Source organism: Streptomyces sp. NPDC039480 (assembly GCF_055597165.1).
Window position 1 is genome coordinate 22,157 of the sequence record NZ_JBVITX010000001.1, and the last position, 19,144, is coordinate 41,300.

At 72.1% G+C, this 19,144-nt stretch carries 19 protein-coding genes; 11 read left to right on the forward strand and 8 right to left on the reverse strand.

The genetic code is table 11. The features are described from left to right. Window positions 1-10 precede the first annotated feature (10 nt). Window positions 11-889 (reverse strand): helix-turn-helix domain-containing protein, encoded by an 879-nt coding sequence (locus ACZ56E_RS00105; RefSeq protein ID WP_471208995.1) that lies wholly within the window; start codon window positions 887-889, stop codon window positions 11-13. Between the two features lie 71 nt (window positions 890-960). Between ACZ56E_RS00105 and ACZ56E_RS00110 the strand changes: the two genes are divergently transcribed. From ACZ56E_RS00110 to ACZ56E_RS00125, 4 genes are all read left to right on the forward strand, one after another. Next, window positions 961-1,266, forward strand: coding sequence for a 4a-hydroxytetrahydrobiopterin dehydratase (locus ACZ56E_RS00110; protein ID WP_471208998.1), 306 nt, complete (start codon window positions 961-963; stop codon window positions 1,264-1,266). A gap of 6 nt (window positions 1,267-1,272) precedes the next feature. Beyond that, window positions 1,273-2,013: a class I SAM-dependent methyltransferase gene (locus tag ACZ56E_RS00115; RefSeq protein ID WP_471209001.1), complete on the forward strand. Its 741-nt coding sequence runs from the start codon at window positions 1,273-1,275 to the stop codon at window positions 2,011-2,013. 146 nt (window positions 2,014-2,159) lie between these two features. Further along, window positions 2,160-3,062 carry a class I SAM-dependent methyltransferase gene (locus tag ACZ56E_RS00120; RefSeq protein ID WP_471209004.1) on the forward strand — a complete coding sequence of 301 codons (903 nt, stop codon included), beginning with the start codon at window positions 2,160-2,162 and terminating at the stop codon, window positions 3,060-3,062. 106 nt (window positions 3,063-3,168) lie between these two features. Beyond that, window positions 3,169-3,558 carry a CU044_2847 family protein gene (locus tag ACZ56E_RS00125; protein WP_471209006.1) on the forward strand — a complete coding sequence of 130 codons (390 nt, stop codon included), beginning with the start codon at window positions 3,169-3,171 and terminating at the stop codon, window positions 3,556-3,558. 57 nt (window positions 3,559-3,615) lie between these two features. Here the strand turns inward: ACZ56E_RS00125 and ACZ56E_RS00130 are convergent, their stop codons facing one another. Then, complete coding sequence (locus ACZ56E_RS00130) at window positions 3,616-4,407, reverse strand: aldo/keto reductase (protein WP_468604115.1); 792 nt, start codon at window positions 4,405-4,407, stop codon at window positions 3,616-3,618. A gap of 299 nt (window positions 4,408-4,706) precedes the next feature. Between ACZ56E_RS00130 and pqqA the strand changes: the two genes are divergently transcribed. The 6 genes from pqqA (at window position 4,707) to ACZ56E_RS00160 (ending at window position 9,174) form a co-directional block, all read left to right on the forward strand. Next, entirely contained in the window at window positions 4,707-4,847 is a 141-nt protein-coding gene (pqqA, locus tag ACZ56E_RS00135) for a pyrroloquinoline quinone precursor peptide PqqA (protein ID WP_471209009.1), read from the forward strand. 10 nt (window positions 4,848-4,857) lie between these two features. Next, entirely contained in the window at window positions 4,858-5,802 is a 945-nt protein-coding gene (gene pqqB, locus ACZ56E_RS00140) for a pyrroloquinoline quinone biosynthesis protein PqqB (RefSeq protein ID WP_471209012.1), read from the forward strand. Beyond that, the gene (gene pqqC / locus ACZ56E_RS00145; RefSeq protein ID WP_471209015.1) at window positions 5,799-6,533 is read left to right on the forward strand and encodes a pyrroloquinoline-quinone synthase PqqC; all 735 of its coding nucleotides are present in this window, start codon (window positions 5,799-5,801) and stop codon (window positions 6,531-6,533) included. The genes pqqB and pqqC overlap by 4 nt, the downstream gene beginning before the upstream one ends. After that, on the forward strand, window positions 6,530-6,808 hold the full coding sequence (gene pqqD / locus ACZ56E_RS00150; RefSeq protein ID WP_471209018.1) for a pyrroloquinoline quinone biosynthesis peptide chaperone PqqD: 279 nt from the start codon (window positions 6,530-6,532) through the stop codon (window positions 6,806-6,808). Before pqqC ends, pqqD begins: the two co-directional genes overlap by 4 nt. Before the next feature lie 20 nt (window positions 6,809-6,828). Further along, window positions 6,829-7,998 carry a pyrroloquinoline quinone biosynthesis protein PqqE gene (pqqE, locus tag ACZ56E_RS00155; protein WP_471209021.1) on the forward strand — a complete coding sequence of 390 codons (1,170 nt, stop codon included), beginning with the start codon at window positions 6,829-6,831 and terminating at the stop codon, window positions 7,996-7,998. A gap of 63 nt (window positions 7,999-8,061) precedes the next feature. Beyond that, a complete protein-coding gene (locus tag ACZ56E_RS00160; RefSeq protein ID WP_471209024.1) occupies window positions 8,062-9,174 on the forward strand; it encodes a PQQ-dependent sugar dehydrogenase in 1,113 nt (370 codons plus the stop codon). A gap of 25 nt (window positions 9,175-9,199) precedes the next feature. On the opposite strand, the gene ACZ56E_RS00165 is transcribed toward ACZ56E_RS00160, so the two are convergent. Together ACZ56E_RS00165 and ACZ56E_RS00170 are read right to left on the reverse strand one after the other, a co-directional pair. Then, a complete protein-coding gene (locus tag ACZ56E_RS00165; protein WP_471209027.1) occupies window positions 9,200-10,135 on the reverse strand; it encodes a PaaX family transcriptional regulator C-terminal domain-containing protein in 936 nt (311 codons plus the stop codon). Next, on the reverse strand, window positions 10,132-10,761 hold the full coding sequence (locus ACZ56E_RS00170) for a GNAT family N-acetyltransferase (protein ID WP_471209030.1): 630 nt from the start codon (window positions 10,759-10,761) through the stop codon (window positions 10,132-10,134). The genes ACZ56E_RS00165 and ACZ56E_RS00170 overlap by 4 nt, the downstream gene beginning before the upstream one ends. Window positions 10,762-10,875: 114 nt before the next feature. Between ACZ56E_RS00170 and ACZ56E_RS00175 the strand changes: the two genes are divergently transcribed. After that, window positions 10,876-12,003 carry an alpha/beta hydrolase family protein gene (locus tag ACZ56E_RS00175; RefSeq protein ID WP_471209033.1) on the forward strand — a complete coding sequence of 376 codons (1,128 nt, stop codon included), beginning with the start codon at window positions 10,876-10,878 and terminating at the stop codon, window positions 12,001-12,003. Here the strand turns inward: ACZ56E_RS00175 and ACZ56E_RS00180 are convergent. From ACZ56E_RS00180 to ACZ56E_RS00195, 4 genes are all read right to left on the reverse strand, one after another. Beyond that, window positions 11,990-12,805, reverse strand: coding sequence for an ABC transporter ATP-binding protein (locus ACZ56E_RS00180; RefSeq protein WP_471209035.1), 816 nt, complete (start codon window positions 12,803-12,805; stop codon window positions 11,990-11,992). The two genes, ACZ56E_RS00175 and ACZ56E_RS00180, sit on opposite strands and share 14 nt — an antisense overlap. 37 nt (window positions 12,806-12,842) lie before the next feature. Further along, window positions 12,843-15,740 carry an ABC transporter permease subunit gene (locus tag ACZ56E_RS00185; protein WP_471209038.1) on the reverse strand — a complete coding sequence of 966 codons (2,898 nt, stop codon included), beginning with the start codon at window positions 15,738-15,740 and terminating at the stop codon, window positions 12,843-12,845. Window positions 15,741-15,752: 12 nt separating this feature from the next. Continuing rightward, window positions 15,753-17,009, reverse strand: coding sequence for an ABC transporter substrate-binding protein (locus ACZ56E_RS00190; RefSeq protein WP_471209041.1), 1,257 nt, complete (start codon window positions 17,007-17,009; stop codon window positions 15,753-15,755). Window positions 17,010-17,132: 123 nt separating this feature from the next. Further along, window positions 17,133-18,932 carry an AMP-dependent synthetase/ligase gene (locus tag ACZ56E_RS00195; protein WP_471211442.1) on the reverse strand — a complete coding sequence of 600 codons (1,800 nt, stop codon included), beginning with the start codon at window positions 18,930-18,932 and terminating at the stop codon, window positions 17,133-17,135. Window positions 18,933-19,144 lie beyond the last annotated feature (212 nt).

The following is a 19,144-nucleotide window of genomic DNA, read 5'->3' on the forward strand; positions in this document are numbered from 1 at the left end:
GAGCCGCTGTCTAGGACATGTGCGTCTGCAGATACTTCGACGTCGCCGGGTCGGCCGGGAGCAGCGTCTCGATGGCCAGCTCGGCGACCGTCACGTCCATCGGGGTGTTGAACGTCGAGATCGACGAGATGAAGGACAGCACGTGCCCGTCGTGCTCGATCCGCAGGGGCAGCGCGAAGTACGGCACCTCCGTGCCCGCCTCGAAGGCGTCCACACCGGGGTCCGTCACCGGATACGCCGCCACCTCCTCGTACACCGCCCGCAGCGCGTCCGAGCGCTGCAGCGCGATCTGCCGCTCCATCTGGTGCAGCAGATGCTCCCGCCACTCCCGCAGATTGCGGATCCGGGGCGCCAGGCCCTCCGGGTGGAGCGTCAGCCGCATCGCGTTCAGGGGCGGCGCCAGAAGGTGCGCGGGGATGCCGTCGAGGATCAGCGCGATGCCGCGGTTCGCCGCGACGACCTCGTACGCCGCGTCGACGACCAGGGCCGGATAGGGCTCGTAGCCGGCCAGGAGCTGTTCGAGACCCTCGCGCAGCGTGCCCATGGTGGGGTCGTCCAGCGGGGTCTCCCGGAACCGGGGAGCGTAACCGGCCGCCAGGAGCAGCGTGTTGCGCTCCCGCACCGGCACGTCGAGGTGGTCGGCGATGCGCAGCAGGAACTCCTCGCTCGGGCGTGACCTGCCCGTCTCGACGAAGCTGATGTGCCTCGCGGAGGAGTCGGCGCGCAGGGCGAGCTCCAGCTGGCTCACCCGGCGCCGCTCGCGCCAGCCGCGCAGCAGCTGTCCCACTCCGGCGGCGCTCGCGATGGTGTGCTCTGTGCTCTTGGTGCTCTCTGTGTGCCTCTTGGCCTTGCCTCTGGTGCTCCCCGTGGCGGGCGCGGCGGTTGTCATACGTAGAAGGTAATCCAAACAATTTGTGGCAGGGTGAGGCGAAGACCGACTTCCCGGAAGGAGCGTGGCCCATGCCCCCCGAACCGCTCTCGCAGAAGGAGATCGAGGACCGCCTCGCCGAACTGCCCGGCTGGTCCCTGGAAGAGGGCAGGCTCACCCGCTCCTACCGGCTCGGCTCGCACTTCGCGGCGACCGGACTCGTCGTCCACATCGCGCGGACGCAGGAGGAGCTCGGCCACCACTCCGACCTGACCCTCGGCTACAACACCGTCACGCTCGCCGTGCACACGCACAGCGCGGGCGGCTCGCTCACCGAGCTCGACTTCGAACTCGCCCACAGGGTCCAGGAGTTGGCGCCCGCGCACGGGGCGGGCTGACGGCCGATGCTGGACTACAGCAAGGAGGCCGACCGGTACGACGCCTCGCGCGGCGGCGAACCCCGCGCCGCTGCCGCCGCCGAAGCGGTCTTCGGCCTGCTGCCCGCCGACGCCGGCACACTCCTCGATGTCGCCTGCGGAACCGGCCTGGTCACCAGGCGCCTCGCCGAGCGGCCGGGGCTGCGGGTGACCGGGGTGGACGCCGCGTACCGCATGACCCGGCTGGCCGCGGGCCGCGTCCCCGGCGCCGTCGTGCTCGGCGACAGCCGCCAACTCCCCTTCCCCGACTCGGCGTTCGACGCGGTCACCACCATTTGGCTGCTGCACCTCCTCTCCGGGCCCGACGAGACGTCGTCGGTCGTCGCCGAGTGCGCGCGGGTGCTGCGGCCCGGCGGGATCTACGTCACCACCGTGGACAAGGCCGCCTCGCACGACGTGCGCAGCGACATCGACGCCGTGCTCGCGCCGCGTCCGGTGCGGCTCGCGGTCGACCGGGTCGAGGCCGTCGACGCCTACGCCGCCGAACACGGTCTGGCGCCCGCCGGGCGGGCGCGGTTCCGCGGCCACGGGCAGGGCCGCACACCCCGCTCCACGGTCGACGACCTGCGACGCGGCTGGTTCACCCGGATCCCGCCCGACGGGCCGCTGGCCGCGCGATTCGCCGCCCGGCTCGCGGAGCTCCCGGACCAGGACGTCCCACGCCCCGACCCGCGCTTCACGCTGCGCGCCTACCGGAAACGACGCTGATCGACACCGCCCGGGCCTTCCCGGTGAGTTTTTTGCGATAGCGGCAACATCGTTCGCCGAAAGCGGGGATACGGGAGCAGGCTGGTCCTGTCCACACAGTCCTGTTCCCACACGAGGGCAGGCGAACCGGAAGGCGGCACAAGACGATGGAGCATCACCACGGGCACGGCGACAGCCACGGACATGGCCACGGACACGGACACGGGCATGGCGACATGGACTGGTCGGCCATGGGCGCCATGCTGGAGCGCTACGCCCGCGTCGCCGCGCCGATGTACGGCGAGGCGGCGTCCTGGCTCACCCGCTGGGTCCCGGACCCCGGCGTCGTCGTCGACGTCGGCAGCGGCCCGGGCGCCGTCTCCTTCGTGCTGGCCGAGGCGTTCCCCAAGGCGCGGATCGTCGCGGCGGACCCCGAGGAGGCACTGCTGCGGCGGGCCCGCGACCGCGCCGCGGACGAAGGCCTCACCGACCGCTTCGACACGGTGCGCGCCGCACTCCCGGACACCATCGACGACGTGCCCGAGGCGGACCTGCTGTGGCTGTGCAGGTCCCTGCACCACGTCGGCGACCAGGGCGCCGCTCTCGCCGCGCTCGCCGGCCGCCTCGCGCCCGGCGGCGCCATCGCCCTCCTGGAGGGCGGCCTGAGCGCCCGCTACCTGCCCCGCGACATCGGCTTCGGCCGCCCAGGACTCCTCTCCCGCCTGGAGGCGGCCGACGAGGAGTGGTTCGCAGGGATGCGCGAGAGCCTCGACGGATCGAAGGGGGCGACGGAGGACTGGCCGGCCCTCCTCGCCGCCGCCGGCCTGCGGTACGAGGCCACGCGCAGCTTCCTCCTCGACCTGCCCGCCCCCCTCTCGGCGGACGCCCGCGCCCACGTGGTGGACGAGTTCACCCGCCGCCGCGAGATGCAGTCGGAACGTCTCACCCCGGACGACCGTGCGACCTTCGACCGCCTCCTGGACGCCGACGACCCCCAGAGCCTGCACAAGCGCCCCGACCTGTTCCTGCTGACGGCACAGACGGTGCACGTGGCGGTCAAGGAAGCGTAGGGGTGATCATCTGTCAACCAGCCTGTCCCGGCAGGCTGGTTGACGTACGTTCGGGGCAGCGTCGCCGGGCGGTCGGGGCCCGGCCGAGGGAGCGAGGGGGCCGCCCGTGGACGAACTGATGCGCTGGGAGTCCGACGACGGGCCCGTCGTGGTGGAGGTGGACTCCCGGGATCCCGGGTTCCGGTCGGTGTCGCGGCGCGGTGAGAGCGGGGAGATCCACGACGTCGAGGGGCGGTTCGAGTCGGCGCTGGGCAATGTGCGGGGCGCCGCGATGTCCGCGCTGCGGACCTTCCGTGACCGCGCGCTCGACCCCGACACGATCGAGCTGGAGTTCGGCGTCAAGCTCAGTGCGGCGGCGGGCGCGGTCATCGCCAAGACGGCGGCGGAGGGGCATCTGGTGGTGAAGCTGACCTGGTCGCGCCCGGTATCGCCGGAAGGGGGCGAGTCGCAGGGGGCCGAGGAGGTCTCGCGGGCGGACCGTCTCCGCCGGCCCTGACAGGGGAGGCGGAGACGGTCCGTCGGCGGTCGCGCGGGGCGGACTCGAGCCGTGGCGTCAGACGACGTCGAACGTCGCCGGGTCCGGGCCGATCCGCCGGTCCTCGTTCAGCGCGGAGATAGCCGCCATGTCCTCGGGGTCGAGCTCGAAGTCGTACACGTCGATGTTCTCCTGGATCCGCGACGGCGTCACGGACTTGGGGATCACGATGTTGCCCAGCTGGATGTGCCAGCGCAGCACGATCTGCGCGGGGGAGCGCCCGTGCTTCCGCGCGATGGCGACGATCGCCGGGACCTCCAGGAGGCCGCGGCCCGAGCCGAGCGGCGACCACGCCTCGGTGGCGATGCCCTGCTCGGCGTGGAACTCGCGCGCGGCGTGCTGCTGCAGGTGCGGGTGCAGCTCGATCTGGTTGACGGCCGGGACGATCGACGTCTCGCCGGTCAGCCGCTCCAGGTGCTCGGGCAGGAAGTTCGAGACGCCGATGGACTTGGCGCGGCCGTCGGCGTGGATCTTCTCGAAGGCCTTGTACGTGTCGACGTACGCATCCTTGGAGGGCACCGGCCAGTGGATCAGATACAGGTCCACGTAGTCGAGGCCGAGCTTCTCCAGCGAGGTGTCGAAGGCGCGCAGCGTCGCGTCGTGGCCCTGGTCGGCGTTCCAGAGCTTCGTCGTGACGAACAGTTCCTCACGGGCCACGCCGGAAGCGGCGATCGCCTTGCCCGTGCCTTCTTCGTTGCCGTAGACGGCCGCGGTGTCGATGCTGCGGTACCCAACCTCCAGCGCCGTCGCGACGGCCTTCTCGGCCTCGTCGTCCGGGACCTGCCAGACGCCGAAACCGAGCTGCGGCATCTCGACGCCGTTGTTGAGGATGATCGGGGGAACCTTGCTCACGAGCTCTCGATCCTTAAGTCGTCGGGTGTTGTGCCCCATGGTCAACGATCAGCGGCCGTGCCGCATTCCTGAGTGGCCGGATCTCGAAGCGGTACGTGTACCGGATCGGTCCGCACCATTGACGGTGTCCCGTCCTGCCGCGACTCTATTGCACGCCACTGAACGCGGGACACCTATATGAACGCTACAAGCACACGGGCTGTCCCGCCTCCCTGTGGTTTGTTCCTGAAACCCCACCTCTTCAGGAAGGCAGCGTCATGCACAGCACCGACCAGGAGAAGCCCGCCCACGAGCCGGCGCGCGGGACCGACGCCGACGTCAAGGGCTGGCAGACCCCCGAGTACGCGATCGTCGACACCGCACTCGAAGTCACCGCCTACCGCCTCGCCGACCGGTAGCGCAGCCGCCATGCTGCTGCAGGTGCTCGGCACCGCGGCGGGCGGCGGGCTGCCCCAGTGGAACTGCGCGTGTCCCGGGTGCACCGGGGCACGCGCCCACCGGGAACGCCGCCGCCGGCACGCCGCGCTCGCCGTCCACGCCGGCGAGGACCGCTGGTACCTCGTCAATGCCACGCCCGACATCGGCGACCAGATCGAGGCCGTCCCGGCGCTGCGCCCCGGCGCGGTGGGCGACGCACGGCACACCCCCGTCGCAGGGGTCGTCCTCACCGACGCCGAGCTCGACCACACGCTGGGCCTCGCCCGGCTGCGCGAGGCCCGCGACGGCGTCGAGGTCCTGGCGACGGCCCCCGTGCGCGACGCCGTCCGCGAAGGTCTACGGCTCGACACCCTTCTGGAGCCCTACACGCGCGTACGGTGGCGGGAGCTGCCGCGGGGGCGTGCCGTGCCGCTGAACGGCGGCCCCGAGATCCACCATGGCGACGGATCCGGGATCCATGTCGGTGCCGTACCGATTTCGGCCAAGCGGCCGCGGTATGCCGCCGGGCCCGGAACTGACACCGGACCCGGGCCCGACACCTGGTCCGTCGCGCTGCGCCTCACCGAACCCGCCACCGGCCGCACCGTGCTCTACGCCCCCTCCCTCGCCGTCTGGAGCGACGCCTTCGACGAGGCCGCGCGCACCGCGGACTGCGTCATCGTCGACGGCACGTTCTGGGACGACGACGAACCGGTGCGCGCCGGATTCACCTGCCGCACCGCCACCGCCATGGGGCATCTGCCTATCGCCGGACCCACCGGCACGGCCGACCGGCTGGCACGGCTGCCCGGCCGTGTCCTCTACACCCACCTCAACAACACGAACCCCCTCGGCGATCCGGACGCCGAGCAGTACAAATTCCTCGCCGAACGAGGGATCGAAGTCGCCGCCGACGGGATGGTGATCGAGCTGTGAGCACCACGACTGTCGCGCCCACCGCGGCCGGGGCCGCCGCGCCGTGGACCCCCGACGAGTTCACCGACCGGCTGCGCGCCGTCTCCGCCGAGCGCTACCACGACCGGCACCCCTTCAACGTACGCATGCACGAGGGCGACCTCACTCCGGAGGAGGTGCGCCGCTGGATCCTCAACCGGTTCCACTACCAGCGGCACATCCCCGTCAAGGACGCGCTGATCCTCGCCAAGTTCGACGATCCGGCGCTGCGCCGCGGCTGGCTGCGCCGAATCCGCGACCACGACGGGGAGCGGGACGGCGAGGGCGGCATCGAACGCTGGCTGCGGCTCGGCGAGGCCGCCGGCCTCGCAAGGGAACAACTCCTGGACGCGTCGCGGGTGTTGCCGGGCGTGCGGCTCGCCGTCGACGGCTACGTCAACTTCTGCCGGCTCAGGCCCGCACTCGACGCCGTCGCCGCCTCGCTCACCGAACTCTCCGCACCCGACCTGATGCGGACCAGGATCGCCGCCTTCGAGCAGCACTACCCGTGGCTCGACACCGAGGGGCTCGACTACTTCCGTACGCGGGTCGGGCAGGGCAGCCGCGACGGCCGGGAGGCGCTCGCCCTCGTCCTGGCCTGGGCACGCACCCGCGAGGAGCAGGAGCGGGCCGTCGCGGCGCTCGCGTTCAAGTGCGACGTGCTGTGGTCGCTGCTCGACGCCGTCGACCGCGGCCCCGGGGGTGCCGAGTGACCGCCCAGGATGTCGTACGTGAGGTCTGGCGCCCCGCGCTCGCCCGCTCCGTGCTGCTCCGGCACGACCGGGTGCGCGACGTCGACCTGCTGGTGCTGCCCGAACGCGTCGTCGTGCTGCGCGGAGCGGCAGGGAGCATCGTCGGCCTGTGCGACGGCGAACGCGACGTCGCGGACATCGTCACCGAACTGTCGGAGCGCCACCCGGACGCCCCCGTCGCAGAGGAAGTGCCGGATTTCCTGGGGCGGTTGCGGGCGGAGGGGTGGCTGCGATGACCCTCCCCGAAGGGGCACGTATGTCGTCCCCGTCCCGCGCCGGCGGTCCCTCGGTCTGCCCGGCGCCGTCCCGCCCGGCGCCCGCCCCCGACCCACCCTGGGCGCTCCTCGCCGAACTCACCCACGGCTGCCCCCTGCGCTGCGCCTACTGCTCCAACCCCACCGAACTCACCGCCCGCTCCTCCGAGTTGACGACGGCCGAGTGGGCCTCCGTGTTCCGTCAGGCCGCCGGCCTCGGGGTGGTGCAGACCCACCTGTCCGGTGGGGAGCCACTGCTGCGCCGGGACCTCGTCGAGATCGTGGCCGCGGCGGACGCCGCCGGTGTCCACACGCAGCTCGTGACCAGCGGCGTCGGCCTGCACCGCGAGCGCCTCGACCGGCTCGTCGACGCCGGGCTGCGCAGCGTCCAGCTGTCCGTGCAGCACGCCGACCCGGCGGCCGCCCGACGCATCGCCGGTGCGCGGGCGTTCACCGCGAAGGAGCGTGCGGCGCGGCTCGTCGGGCGGGCCGGGCTGCCGCTGGGCCTCAACGCCGTCCTGCACCGCGCCAACCTCGACGCACTCGACTCCCTCGTGGAACTCGGCCTGACGTGGGGCGCCGACCGCGTCGAGCTGGCCAACACGCAGTTCTACGGCTGGGCGCTGCGCAACCGCGACGCCCTGCTGCCGGACCGCGCCCAGGTGGCCCGGGCCCGCGACCGCGTCGAACGGTGGCGGGAGCGGCTCGCCGGCCGCATGGAACTGGTCTGGGTCGCCCCCGACTACGTCGACGGCACCGCGAAGCCCTGCATGGGCGGCTGGGGAGCCCTCTCCCTGACGGTCGCCCCCGACGGCACGGTGCTGCCCTGCCCGGCGGCCGCCGAACTGCTCGGCCCGGCCGCACCGAACGTCAGGGACCGTGAACTCGCGTGGATCTGGCGGGAGTCGGACGCGTTCAACCGCTACCGCGGCGAGGCCTGGATGGGCGATCCATGCCGCGGCTGCGAACTCCGTACCGTCGACTTCGGCGGCTGCCGCTGTCAGGCGTACGCCCTGACCGGTGACGCCGCACGGACCGACCCGGCCTGCCACCGCTCACCGGACCACGCGACGGTCCGCACTCTGGTCGACGCGGCGAGCGCCCACACGCAGACGCCGCCCAGCTACGAATACCGCACCCACACCGCCGACTTGGCGGCCCGATCCCGCTAACCACCCCGTACACCACCCGGTACAGCACCTGGTACCCGCAACGGACGCAGAGAGGATTCCTCCGTGCCGTCTCACATACCGACCCCGCGCAGCTGGACCGCCACGCTGGCGGCCGGCGCAGTGCTCGCAGGGATGACACCGGCCGCCCTGGCCGGAGCCTCGCCCGCCGCCCCGCAAGGCGAACCGGGCACCGTCACGACCGTATCCACCGGCTGGACCATCCCCTGGGGCACCGCCTGGCTGCCCGACGGATCGGCCGCCCTGGTCACCGAGCGCGACGCCTTCCGGGTGTGGCGGGTGTCGAAGGACGGCAGGGAGAAGAAGCCGCTCGGCACCGTCCCCGAGTCGCAGACCACCGGCGGCGAGGGCGGGCTCATGGGCGTGGCCGTCGACCCGGACTGGGCCACCAACCGCTACGTGTACGTGATGCACACGTCGTCCGAAGGCAACCGCATCGCCCGCATGACGTACGACGGGACGACCCTGAACGGCTACAAGCCGCTGCTCAAGGGGATCAAGAAGAACAAGTACCACAACGGCGGCCGGCTGGCCTTCGGGCCCGACGGCCATCTCTACGCCACCACGGGCGACGCCCAGGACAAGCCGCTCGCCCAGGACAAGAACTCCCTCAACGGCAAGATCCTGCGCCTGACCAGGGACGGGAAGCCCGCACCGGGCAACCCCTTCGGCAACTACGTCTACAGCATGGGGCACCGCAACCCGCAGGGCATCGCCTTCGACGCGCAAGGGCGCCTGTGGGAGGCCGAGTTGGGGGACAGCAAGAAGGACGAGCTGAACCTCATCAAGCCGGGCGGCAACTACGGCTGGCCCACCTGTGAAGGTGCCTGCTCCGTCGCAGGTATGACCAACCCCAAGAAGACCTGGGGTGTCGCCGAGGCCTCGCCGAGCGGCGTGGCCGTCGTCGACGGCGCCGTCTACATGGCGGCGCTGCGAGGCCAACGCCTCTGGCGCATACCGATCAGCGCCGGGAACGAGGACGTGGGCACCGCGACCTCCTACTACGTCGGCGCGTACGGACGCCTGCGCGCGGTGACCGCCGTGCCCGGCGCCGACGCGCTCTGGCTGTCCACCACCAACGCCGACAACATGGGCGGTCAGCCCGACGGTTCCGACAGGATTCTCAAGGTGACGCTCAGTCAGGGAGCAGCGCAGTGATTGGACTTGATAGTAGAACTGCGCCTTAGGTCAGGCCCTCGGGCAGGGAGGCGAGCAGGTCACCGTACTGGACGAACAGGCGCGGGCCCGGGGTCCCGGTGGGGGCGCGGGTGTCGGCTTCGGCGAGTGCGGTCCAGCAGGCGGCCGTGAGCCGGCGGGCGTGCGCCCCGGGCCAGGGCCGGGGGAGGAGCTCGGGCGGCAGGAGCGGGTCCGGTTCCATGGCGTGGCTGAAGGCCGCGGCGAGCCGGACGGCCATGGCCAGCCGCTCCGGCCCGGTGGGGGCGTCCGGCCGTGTGAGCCGGTCGAGGTACACCTGGGCCAGGTCGGCGAGGCGGTCGTGGCGTGCGGCGATGTCGTCCAGGGGCCAGAGGGCGGCGGCCAGGGCGGGCGGGTGGTCGAGGCCGCCGACGCGCAGGTCGGTGCTGGTGAGGCAGGTCACCGTGTGGGCGATGTCGAGATGGCGGGCCTGGGCCTCGACGAGTTCTTCGATGGGGTTCGGGGTGACGTAGAGGCCGCTCTGGACCGGGGCGGCGCCGAGGTGACGCAAGGTGTCCCGAAGGGTGTCGCGGGACGTCCTGCTCGACTCGGGGATGGCGAACGCGAAGAGGTGCCAGACGCCGTCCCAGGCGGCAAGGCCGTGGTCCTGGCGGTAGGCGTGGCGGACGTACGCGACGTCGGGGGTGATCGAGCCGGTGTAGTCGGCGACCGCCTTCAACAGGGCCTTGCGGCCACGGCCTTCGTGGGTGAAACGGCCCTCGGCGACGAGCCGCTTGATGCAGAGGCGGACCTGCTGGTCGGTCATGCCCAGGAGTTCGGCGACCGCGTAGAGCTCACCGGAGTCGACCGTGCCGTCCTCGCGGACCAGGGCGTGGACGAGCAGCCGGGTGGGGACGGGTGCGGGGGCGGTGTCGTCCGTGTCGGCCCGCGTGCCGTCGGCCGGGCTGGTCGGGGCGGGGTTCATCGAGCCTCCGGGCGGTTCGTCGAGGTGGCCGGTGTGACGGGCCGGTGCATGGTCGTGACGGCGCCGAAGCCCATCAGACCGCGCAGATACGGGGTCTTCTCGGTGCGTACGGCGACGAAGCCGTGCCGTTCGTACAGGGCGCGGGCGCGCGGGTTGACGTCGATGACGTCGAGTCGGACGCGCCGGCAGGAGTGCTCGGCGGCAACGGCCGCGATCTCGCGCAGCAGGAGGCTGCCGATGCCCTTGCCGCGGTGCTCGGCGGCGACGGCGATGCCGTCCATCACGAGCTCGCCGTCGGCGGGCCGTCGTTCCATCAGGAGGAGCAGGGGCAGGCGGGGCAGCCCGCGCAAGGTCCCGTACGTGGCCAGGACGTCGCCCGCGCCGCCGCCCGTCAGGCCGCGTTCGTCGAGTTGGTAGCCGGCCACCCCCGCCACCTCGCCGTCGACGAGGGCGACCACGCCCCGGTCGTGGTGGAGATGGGCCGCCAGGAAGGCGCGTGCCTTGTCCGGCGGGTTGAGGGCGGCACCGAGCTTCCGCCCGAAAGCCTCCCAGTACAGCGCGGCCACACGTGTCTCACTGCCCTCGGGTACGCCCCTCCGTATCCCCGGGCCTTCCATCGGCTCCATCGGCCACCCCTTCCGTGGGCAGGGGCGGAGCGTCCGCCCTTGCGCTATCGACTCTACTACGCTCATTCTGCATACGAACGTTTTGAGTGCGATAGTTTTTGTGGGGGGAAAGAAATGAGCCGACTGCCGGCGCTGTTCGCTCGGCGCAGATGGCGTGTCCTCGCGTGGGCCCTGGTCGCCGTGCTGCTGGTGGGTGCGGGGGCCGGCGGTGTCGCGGTCTGGCAGAACACCTACGCGCTGCGGGAGGAGCGCATCGCCGTGCGCCACGAAGGGCGGCTGCTGGACGGCGTCCTCGCGCGGCCGCAGCAGGGCGAAGGGCCGTTCGGCCTGGTCGTCTTCGTCCATGGCGACGGCCCCGTCGACGCCACGCACGACACCTTCTACCGGCCTCTCTGGGAGTCCTTCGCGAAGGCCGGCTACGCCTCGCTCTCCCTCAGCAAGCCCGGCGTCGGCGCCTCCGAGGGGGACTGGCTCGACCAGAGCATGGACGACCGCGCGGACGAAACCCTCGCCGCGATCGGCTGGGCCCGCGAGCGCCCCGACATCGACGGGCGGCGCGTCGGCCTGTGGGGGGCCAGCCAAGCCGGGTGGGTGCTGCCCAAGGTCGCGGCCCGCGACCGCGCCGTCCGCTTCGTCATCGCGGTCTCACCGGCCGTCGACTGGCAGCGGCAAGGGCGCTACAACCTCCTCGCCGAACTGCGCGCGGACGGCGCCACCCGGGACGAGAAGCGGGCGGCGCTGCGCCGGCGCGAGACGACCCTGCGCCTGCTGCGGCAGGGCGCGACCTTCGAGCAGTACCGCGCCGCGGTCGCCGACAGTGGCAGTGGCAGTGGCAGTGGCAGTGGCAGCGGCAGCGGCACCGACGCCGACAGCGACAGCGACAGTGGCGCCGACGCCGACGGCATGACCGCCGCACGCTGGCGGTTCATCGCCAAGAACTACCGCTCCGACGCGAGCGCGGACCTGCGCGCTATGCGCGGCACCCCCACGCTCCTGGTGCTGGCCGGGCACGACCTCAACGTGGACGTCGCCGACACCGAGGCCGCCTACCGCCGCATCCTGCCGCCCGCGTCCCTGACGGTGGAGCACTACCCCGACGCCACCCACTCACTGGTCGACAACGCCGTCGAGAACTCCGAGGTGCGCCTCACCCTCACCGCCGTCTTCGCCCCCAGGCGCCTGTACGCCGACGGGTTCCTCGCGGACCAGCGCCACTTCGTCGGGCACCTCACGCCGTCCTGACCGGGCCGGCCGGGCCGCCCTCGCCGTCGGTGCCCGTGGTCCCGAGGTAGGCGTCCCGTACCCGCGGGTCCGCGCGCACCTCCTCCGTCGTGCCGTGCGCGAGGACCCGGCCCAGGTCGAGGACGACGACCCGGGCGCAGAGCTCCATCACGAAGGCGACGTTGTGCTCCACGAGCAGCACCGCGCAGCCCTCCTCGTCGGCGAGCCGACGGACGACGGCCGACAGCAGGTCCCGTTCGTCGGCCGTCATCCCGGAAGCGGGCTCGTCCAGGAGCAGCACTCTGGGCGGGTCCGCGACCGCACGCGCCAGCTCCACCATGCGGGCCCGCCCGACCGGGAGCGCGCCCGCGTACTGCCCGGCGAGCGGGTCGAGCCCGCACAAGCGCAGCACCGCAGCGGCCCGTTCCCGCCGCGCGGTCTCGTGCGCGCGCCGGGTCGGCGCGGCCAGCAGATCGGCGGCGAACCCGCCGCCACCGCCCCGCCACTCCTGCGCGACGACGAGGTTGTCGGCGACGGTGAGCTGCCCGAAGAGCTGCTGCCGCTGGAAGGTGCGGCGCATCCCGTGCCGGGCGCGCCACACGGGGGAGCGGCGGGTGACGTCACGGCCGTCGAGCAGCACCCGGCCCCGGTCCGGCCCGCGCATGCCGGACAGCACGTCGAACAGCGTGGTCTTCCCGGCTCCGTTGGGGCCGATGAGCCCGCAGATCTCCCCTCGGCGGACGGCGAGCCCCACGCCGTCCAGGGCTCGGATGCCGCCGAAGCGGACGTCGACATCCTCGGCCTCCAGGACGTACTCCTTCATGACGCGCCCACCCTCCCGGCCCTCAGGACGTACTCCCTCATGACGCGCCCACCCCCTCGGCCGTCTCCCCGCCCGCGGCCATGCCCAGGTACGCCTCCGTCAGCCGGTCGGCGCGCACCTCGGAGCGCGGGCCGCACCAGGAGACACGGCCCTGCGCGAGATACGCCACCGTGTCCGCGACCCCGAGGATCTCGGCGGCCTTCTCCTCGACGAGGAGCAACCCGGCGCCGCCGTCCCGGAGTTCGATCAGGAGCCGGAACACGTCGTCGACCACGCGGGGCGCGAGGCCGAGCGACGGCTCGTCCGCGATCAGGACCTTCGGGGGGCGCTGCAACAGCGGGGCGAGGGCGAGGAGTTGCTGTTCGCCGCCGGAGAGCGAGCCCGCGGTGACCTTGCGCCGCGCCGCGAGCCCCGCGAACCGCTCGTACACGGCGTCGCGTTCGTCACGCCCCTTGAGGTACAGGGCGAGGTTCTCGTCGATGGTGAGTGCGGGGAAGATGCCGCGGCCCTCGGGGGCGAGGACGACACCGGCGCGGGAGCGGTGGACGGCGCTCTCACGGGTGGCGTCGCGCCCGGCGACGTACACGCGGCCCCGCGTGGGCGCGAGCAGGCCCGCCGCGGCGAGGCACGTGGTGGACTTCCCCGCGCCGTTCGGACCGAGCAGCGCGACGATCTCTCCCGGGTGGACGGTGAGGTCGACGCCGTGGAGGACGGGAGCGCCGTCGTATCCGGCGTGGAGGTGGTGGAGGGCGAGGGCGGCGGATGCCCCGGCCCCGGCTCCGTCCCTTCTCGGCTGTGACCTGCGCGGCCCCGCCAAGGAGGTGCTCGGTGACGGCTCCGCCAAGGAGGTGTTCCGCGGCGGCTCCGTCAAGGAGGTGTTCCGCGGCGGCTCCGCCAAGGAGGTGCTCCGCCACGGCTCCGTCAAGGAGGTGCTCCGCCACGGCTCCGCCATAGAGGTGTTCCGCGACGGCTCCGCCACGGAGGCGCCCCGGCCGGCACCCCGCTCCCCGAACGCCGGAGGGGCCGCAGCCATCCGCCGACGGTGCAGCCGGACCGACACCGCCGCGCAGTACCCGTCCGGATCATTCGCCAGCGCCAGCCCCGCGAGGCCGAACAGGATCACCGGCAGGTGCACGGACTCCGTGACGTAGTCCGCCACCAGATGCGGCACGATCGCGAAGACCAGCCCCGCCACCACCGCGAACTGCGGCCGCCGCACACCCGCCGCGACCACCACCGCCAGCCAGATCAGACCGGTCATCGCGGTGAAGTCGGTCGCTGTGACGCGGGTGTTGAAGGACGCGTACATCACGCCGCCGAACCCGGCGAGCCCCGCCGACAGCGTGAACAGGAGCAGCTTGGTGCGCACCACGGAGACGCCGGACGCCATCGCCGCCGCCGGGGCGGACCGCACCGCAAGCATGGCCCGGCCCGTCGGCGAGTTCCGCAGCGCGCCGAGCGCGGCGACGGCGGCCGTGACGAGGACGACCATGGCGACGCCCAGGGCGCGGTCGTCCGAGAGGTCGACGGGGCCGAAGACCGGGCGGGGGATCTCCCAGCCGGTGTCGCCGTTCCGCAACCACCCCATCTGGAAGAGGACTTGGTCGGCGAGGAAGGCGAGCGCCAGCGTGGCGAGGGCCAGCGACCGCCCGCCGAGCCGCAGCGCGGGCAGCGCCACGAGCGCGCCGAGGAGCGCCGCCGCGCAGGTCCCCACCAGCGCCGCCGCGAAGAACGGCCAGCCATGGCTCATCAGGAGCCCGGCGACCAGCGCGGCCCCGGTGACGAAGGTGGCCTGCGCCAGCGACACCATCGCGCCGAGCCCCGTCACCACCGTGAAGGAGACGAACACCAGGGAGATCGCGAGGCCCTGGGCGAGGATGCCGCTCCAGAACGGGGTCGTGACCGTGTAGAACGCGAGGGCGAGGAGCGTCGCCGCCACCGCCCACGGCCCCCATCTGCGTGCCCACGACCGGCCGGCGAGATAGTCGACGGGCGGCGCGTCCACCGCCGCCGTGCCCGCCGTCCGCTGCCGCCGGGTGAGCAGGAGCAGCCCGGCGAACAGGATCACGAAGGGCACGGCCGTACGGAAGCCGGTGATCTTCTCGGCGAAGTCCGCGTACCCCGCGACGAGGTTCTGCAGCACGCCGAGCGCGAGGCCGCCCGCGAACGCCAGCGGGATCGACATGAAGCGGCCGAGCACGGCGGCCGTCGCCGACACGAAGAGGAACAGCGTGAAGTCGTGGGCGGAGAGCCCGAGCAGAGGCGTCGCGAGCACTCCCGCGAGGCCCGCGAGGCCGGACGACAGCATCCACGCCACCGAGGAGAGCCGGTCCGCGCTCATGCCGCGCAGCTCCACGAGCGAGCGGTTGTCCACGGCGGCCCGCAGTCGGAGGCCGAGCGGCGTGTGACGCATCAGGATCCACAGGCCGACCGCGACCACCGCCGTGGCCACCCAGGTGATCAGCTGGTCGGAGTCGACGCCGACCCCGTCCATGAGCTGCCAGCTCGTGGCGGGGCTCGGCCCGACGCCCGGCAGCCCGAACTGGTTCTCGGCCGGTTTGACCGGCGCCCCCGCGTCCGCGAGGAGCTCCACGGTCCACAGGCCGAGCGCGGGCAGCGCGACGAGCAGGCCGATGGTCGCGACGATCTGCGCGGTCTCGCCGACCCGTGCGAGCTTGCGGAACATCAGCCGGTCGAGGGCCCAGCCGAGCGCCGGGGCCACCACGACGACCAGCAGCAGCGCGGTCGGCACGGCGGGCCAGCCGAAGCCGGAGTGCAGTTCGTGGAAGGCGAGGGCGCACAGATAGGCGGTGGCGCCGTGCGCGAAGTTGAAGAGGCCCGATGCCGAGTACGACAGGACGAGGCCCGTGGCGAGGAGGGCGTACAGCGCGCCCGAGACGAGACCGCTCAGCACGAATCCCAGCAGGTCCGACATGGCGGCCCGCCCCTACTTGAAGGGGATCGGTTCGTAACACTCGAACGGCGACGACACCGCGTACTTGCCACCCTTGAGCTGCACGAGGGCGCCACAGCCGAACGCCTCCTTCCGCCCCTCGGGCAGCCGCCGGTCGCCGACCATGGTCCCGGTGTCCGAATAACCGTCCGCGGCCCGCTGGAAGGAGTCGACGGTGAGGCCCTTGCCCGCCTTCTCCGCGATGGCGAGGAAGAGGTCGGCGGACATGTAGCCGGTCATCATGTGCATGTTGAGCGGCACCTCCTTGCCCGCCGCCTTCCTGATGTCCGCCTTGAACCGCCGCATGTCCGCGCTGTCCTGCTCGAACGGCTGGAAGGAGAGGAGGATGTGCACGCCGTCGAGCGCTTTCCGCGTCGCGCTCTTCGCCAGCAGGCCCGGGTCGTAGTCGGTGGGGTCGGTGAGGACGCCCTTGAAACCGGCGCGCTTGACGGCCGTGAACAGGCCGATGTTGTACGGGGTCTGCATGACGGAGACGACGGCGTCCGGCGCCTTGCCGCCGTCGGAGCGCAGGATCTCCTTCGTGTACGCCGACCAGTCGCTCGGCACCGAGGTCGCGGGCACTGTCGACTTGGCGTACGTCACCTCGTACCCGGCGGCCGCGAAGCTCTGCTTGTAGGTGCGGATGGCGAACGTACCCGCGTCGTTGTCGTTCGCGAGGATCGCCACCGACCTGCCCTTCGCCCCGCCCATCACCTTCTTGAGGCCCTCGGGCCAGCTCTGTGTGATGGTGCCACCGGGCATCGGCACCATGCAGCCGCCGAAGCCGTACATGTAGGTCGGGCCGCAGAAGGGCGGAATGGTGCCCCAGCCGAACGTCGGCACCTTCTGCTTCTGCAGGAAATCCGCCCCGGAGAAGGTGACCGAGCTCATCGGGGAGATCGCGAACACCTTCTCCTGCTGCACGAGCCTGCGGGCCGCCGCGAGGTTCTTGCCCGGGTCCTGCCCGTCGTCCTCCGCGCCCAGGTAGTCGATCTTCCGGCCGTGCACACCGCCCTCGGCGTTTGCACGGTCGAAGCGGGCCTTCGCACCCAGATCGGTGTCCTTCTTGCTGTATCCGCTGGCGGTCGTCATCGAGACGATGCCGCCGACCTTGATGGAGTCCTCGGTCACGCCCCGCGCGGAGCTGCCGCCCCCCTCCTTGGAACTGCCGCTCTCGGAGGCGGAGTTGCAGGACGTGGCGAGCAGCAGGGCCGCAACGGCGGCGGTGATGGTGCGGATCGATCGCGACACGGTCGAGCCCCCTGAAGTCGAAGTGGGGCTGATTCTGTGCGTGACCTGACGAACCGTCAATAACTGCCGCGCCGCTAAATGATGGGCCGTCAGAAACGGAGCCCGCTGCCGCCGGGGACCCGCCTAGCTGCGGTACAGCGCCTCGACCTCGGCCGAGTACACCGTCTCGATCGCCTTCCGCTTCAGCTTCAGCGACGGCGTGAGGAGGCCGTGCTCCTCGGTGAATTGATGCGCCAGTATGCGGAACGTACGGATCGATTCGGCCTGCGAGACAAGGGTGTTGGCGGCGACGACGGCCCGCCGCACCTCGGTCTCCAGATCCGGGTCGCGCACGAGCTCGCCCGGCGGCAGCATCGGTTTGCGGCGCATGGTCAGCCAGTGCTCCACGGCCTCGGAGTCCAGCGTGACGAGCGCCGCGATGTAGGGACGGTCGTTGCCGACGACGACGCACTGGGCGACCAGCGGATGGTCGCGGACCCGCTCCTCCAGCTGGGCCGGCGACACGCTCTTGCCGCCGGACGTCACCAGGATCTCCTTCTTGCGCCCCGTGATCGTCAGATAGCCGTCCTCGTCGAGCGCGCCCAGGTCACCGGTGGCCAGCCAGCCGTCCCGCAGGGTCGTGTCGGTGGCCTTGGGGTCGTTGAGATAGCCCTGGAAGACGTTGCCGCCGCGCAGCCACACCTCGCCGTCCTCCGCGATGTGCACCGCCGTGCCGGGGATGGCCTGGCCGACCGTGCCGTAGCGGGTGCGCTCGGGCGGGTTGGCCGTCGCGGCGGCCGTCGACTCGGTCAGGCCGTACCCCTCGTAGATCGTCACGCCCGCGCCCGCGAAGAACAGGCCGAGCCTGCGGTCCATCCCGGAGCCGCCGGACATCGCGTGCCGCACCCGGCCGCCCATCGCCTCCCGCACCTTGGAGTAGACCAGCTTGTCGAAGAGCTGGTGCTGCATGCGCAGCCCCGCCGAAGGCCCAGGGCCCGTCCCGAACGCCTTGGCCTCCAGCGCGTCGGCGTACCGCACGGCACACTCGACGGCCTTGTCGAAAGGGCCCGCCCTGCCGTCCTTCTCCGCCTTGCGCCGCGCCGCGTTGAAGACCTTCTCGAAGATGTACGGCACGGCGAGGATGAACGAGGGCCGGAACGCGGCCAGGTCGGGCAGCAGCGCCGCCGCGTTCAGGTTGGGCTGGTGCCCCATCTTGACCCGGCCGCGCACCGCCGCCACCTGCACCATGCGGCCGAAGACGTGCGCCAGCGGCAGGAAGAGCAGCGTCGTCGCCTCGTCGCCCCGCTTGGAGTGGAACACCGGCTCCCAGCGTCCCACCATCACGTCCGCCTCGAACATGAAGTTCGCGTGCGAGATCAGACAGCCCTTGGGGCGGCCCGTCGTGCCGGACGTGTAGATGATCGTGGCGATCGACTCGGGCGTCACCGCGCGGCGGTGCCGGTGCACCACGTCGTCGTCGATCTCCCGCCCCGCACCCGTCAGCTCACCGACCGCGTCGGCGTCCAGCTGCCACAGCCGGCGCAGCTGCGGCAGCCGGTCGACGACCGAGCCGATCGTCATCGCGTGGTCCTCGTGCTCGACCATCGCGGCCGACACCTGCGCGTCGTGCAGCATCCACAGGACCTGGTCGGCGGAGGACGTCGGGTAGATCGGCACGACCTGGGCGCCGATCGTCCACAGCGCGAAGTCGAAGAGCGTCCACTCGTACCGCGTACGGGACATGATGGCCACGTGGTCCCCGAACCGCACGCCCTGCGCGATGAGCCCCTTGGCCAGGGCGAGCACCTCGTCGCGGAACTCGGCCGCGGTCACGTCGGACCAGCGCCCGTCGGTCTTGCGGCCGAAGGCGATGCGCGTCGGGTCCTCGACGGCATGGTCGAACACGGCGTCGGCAAGGCCGCCCACCAGCGGCACCGACGCCATCGGAGGATTCGTGAACTCGCGCAATGATGCTCCTTGTGGCGCTCCGCACAGCGCCGTGACCGTACCCCACGCCGCCCGCCTCCGGGAGGGGGTTCCGGCGCGGGCGGTACGGTCCATCGGCACTGGTCAGCCGGTGGAAATGCGGCCACAAGGGGAAGGGCGGGACAACTTACTTACGGTGGAGTAAGTTTCGGTGGCGTAATCTCCACCGA

Coding starts and splice junctions, on each gene's coding strand:
- ACZ56E_RS00195 (WP_471211442.1), bottom strand. CDS start 18,932: ATGGCGTCGGTGCCGCTGGTGGGCGGCCTTGCCGACGCCGTGTTCGAC.
- pqqB (WP_471209012.1), top strand. CDS start 4,858: ATGCTGCTGCAGGTGCTCGGCACCGCGGCGGGCGGCGGGCTGCCCCAG.
- ACZ56E_RS00120 (WP_471209004.1), top strand. CDS start 2,160: ATGGAGCATCACCACGGGCACGGCGACAGCCACGGACATGGCCACGGA.
- pqqA (WP_471209009.1), top strand. CDS start 4,707: ATGCACAGCACCGACCAGGAGAAGCCCGCCCACGAGCCGGCGCGCGGG.
- pqqE (WP_471209021.1), top strand. CDS start 6,829: ATGTCGTCCCCGTCCCGCGCCGGCGGTCCCTCGGTCTGCCCGGCGCCG.
- ACZ56E_RS00115 (WP_471209001.1), top strand. CDS start 1,273: ATGCTGGACTACAGCAAGGAGGCCGACCGGTACGACGCCTCGCGCGGC.
- ACZ56E_RS00130 (WP_468604115.1), bottom strand. CDS start 4,407: ATGCCGCAGCTCGGTTTCGGCGTCTGGCAGGTCCCGGACGACGAGGCC.
- ACZ56E_RS00175 (WP_471209033.1), top strand. CDS start 10,876: ATGAGCCGACTGCCGGCGCTGTTCGCTCGGCGCAGATGGCGTGTCCTC.
- ACZ56E_RS00185 (WP_471209038.1), bottom strand. CDS start 15,740: ATGTCGGACCTGCTGGGATTCGTGCTGAGCGGTCTCGTCTCGGGCGCG.
- ACZ56E_RS00180 (WP_471209035.1), bottom strand. CDS start 12,805: ATGAAGGAGTACGTCCTGGAGGCCGAGGATGTCGACGTCCGCTTCGGC.
- ACZ56E_RS00110 (WP_471208998.1), top strand. CDS start 961: ATGCCCCCCGAACCGCTCTCGCAGAAGGAGATCGAGGACCGCCTCGCC.
- ACZ56E_RS00165 (WP_471209027.1), bottom strand. CDS start 10,135: ATGAACCCCGCCCCGACCAGCCCGGCCGACGGCACGCGGGCCGACACG.
- ACZ56E_RS00105 (WP_471208995.1), bottom strand. CDS start 889: ATGACAACCGCCGCGCCCGCCACGGGGAGCACCAGAGGCAAGGCCAAG.
- ACZ56E_RS00170 (WP_471209030.1), bottom strand. CDS start 10,761: ATGGAGCCGATGGAAGGCCCGGGGATACGGAGGGGCGTACCCGAGGGC.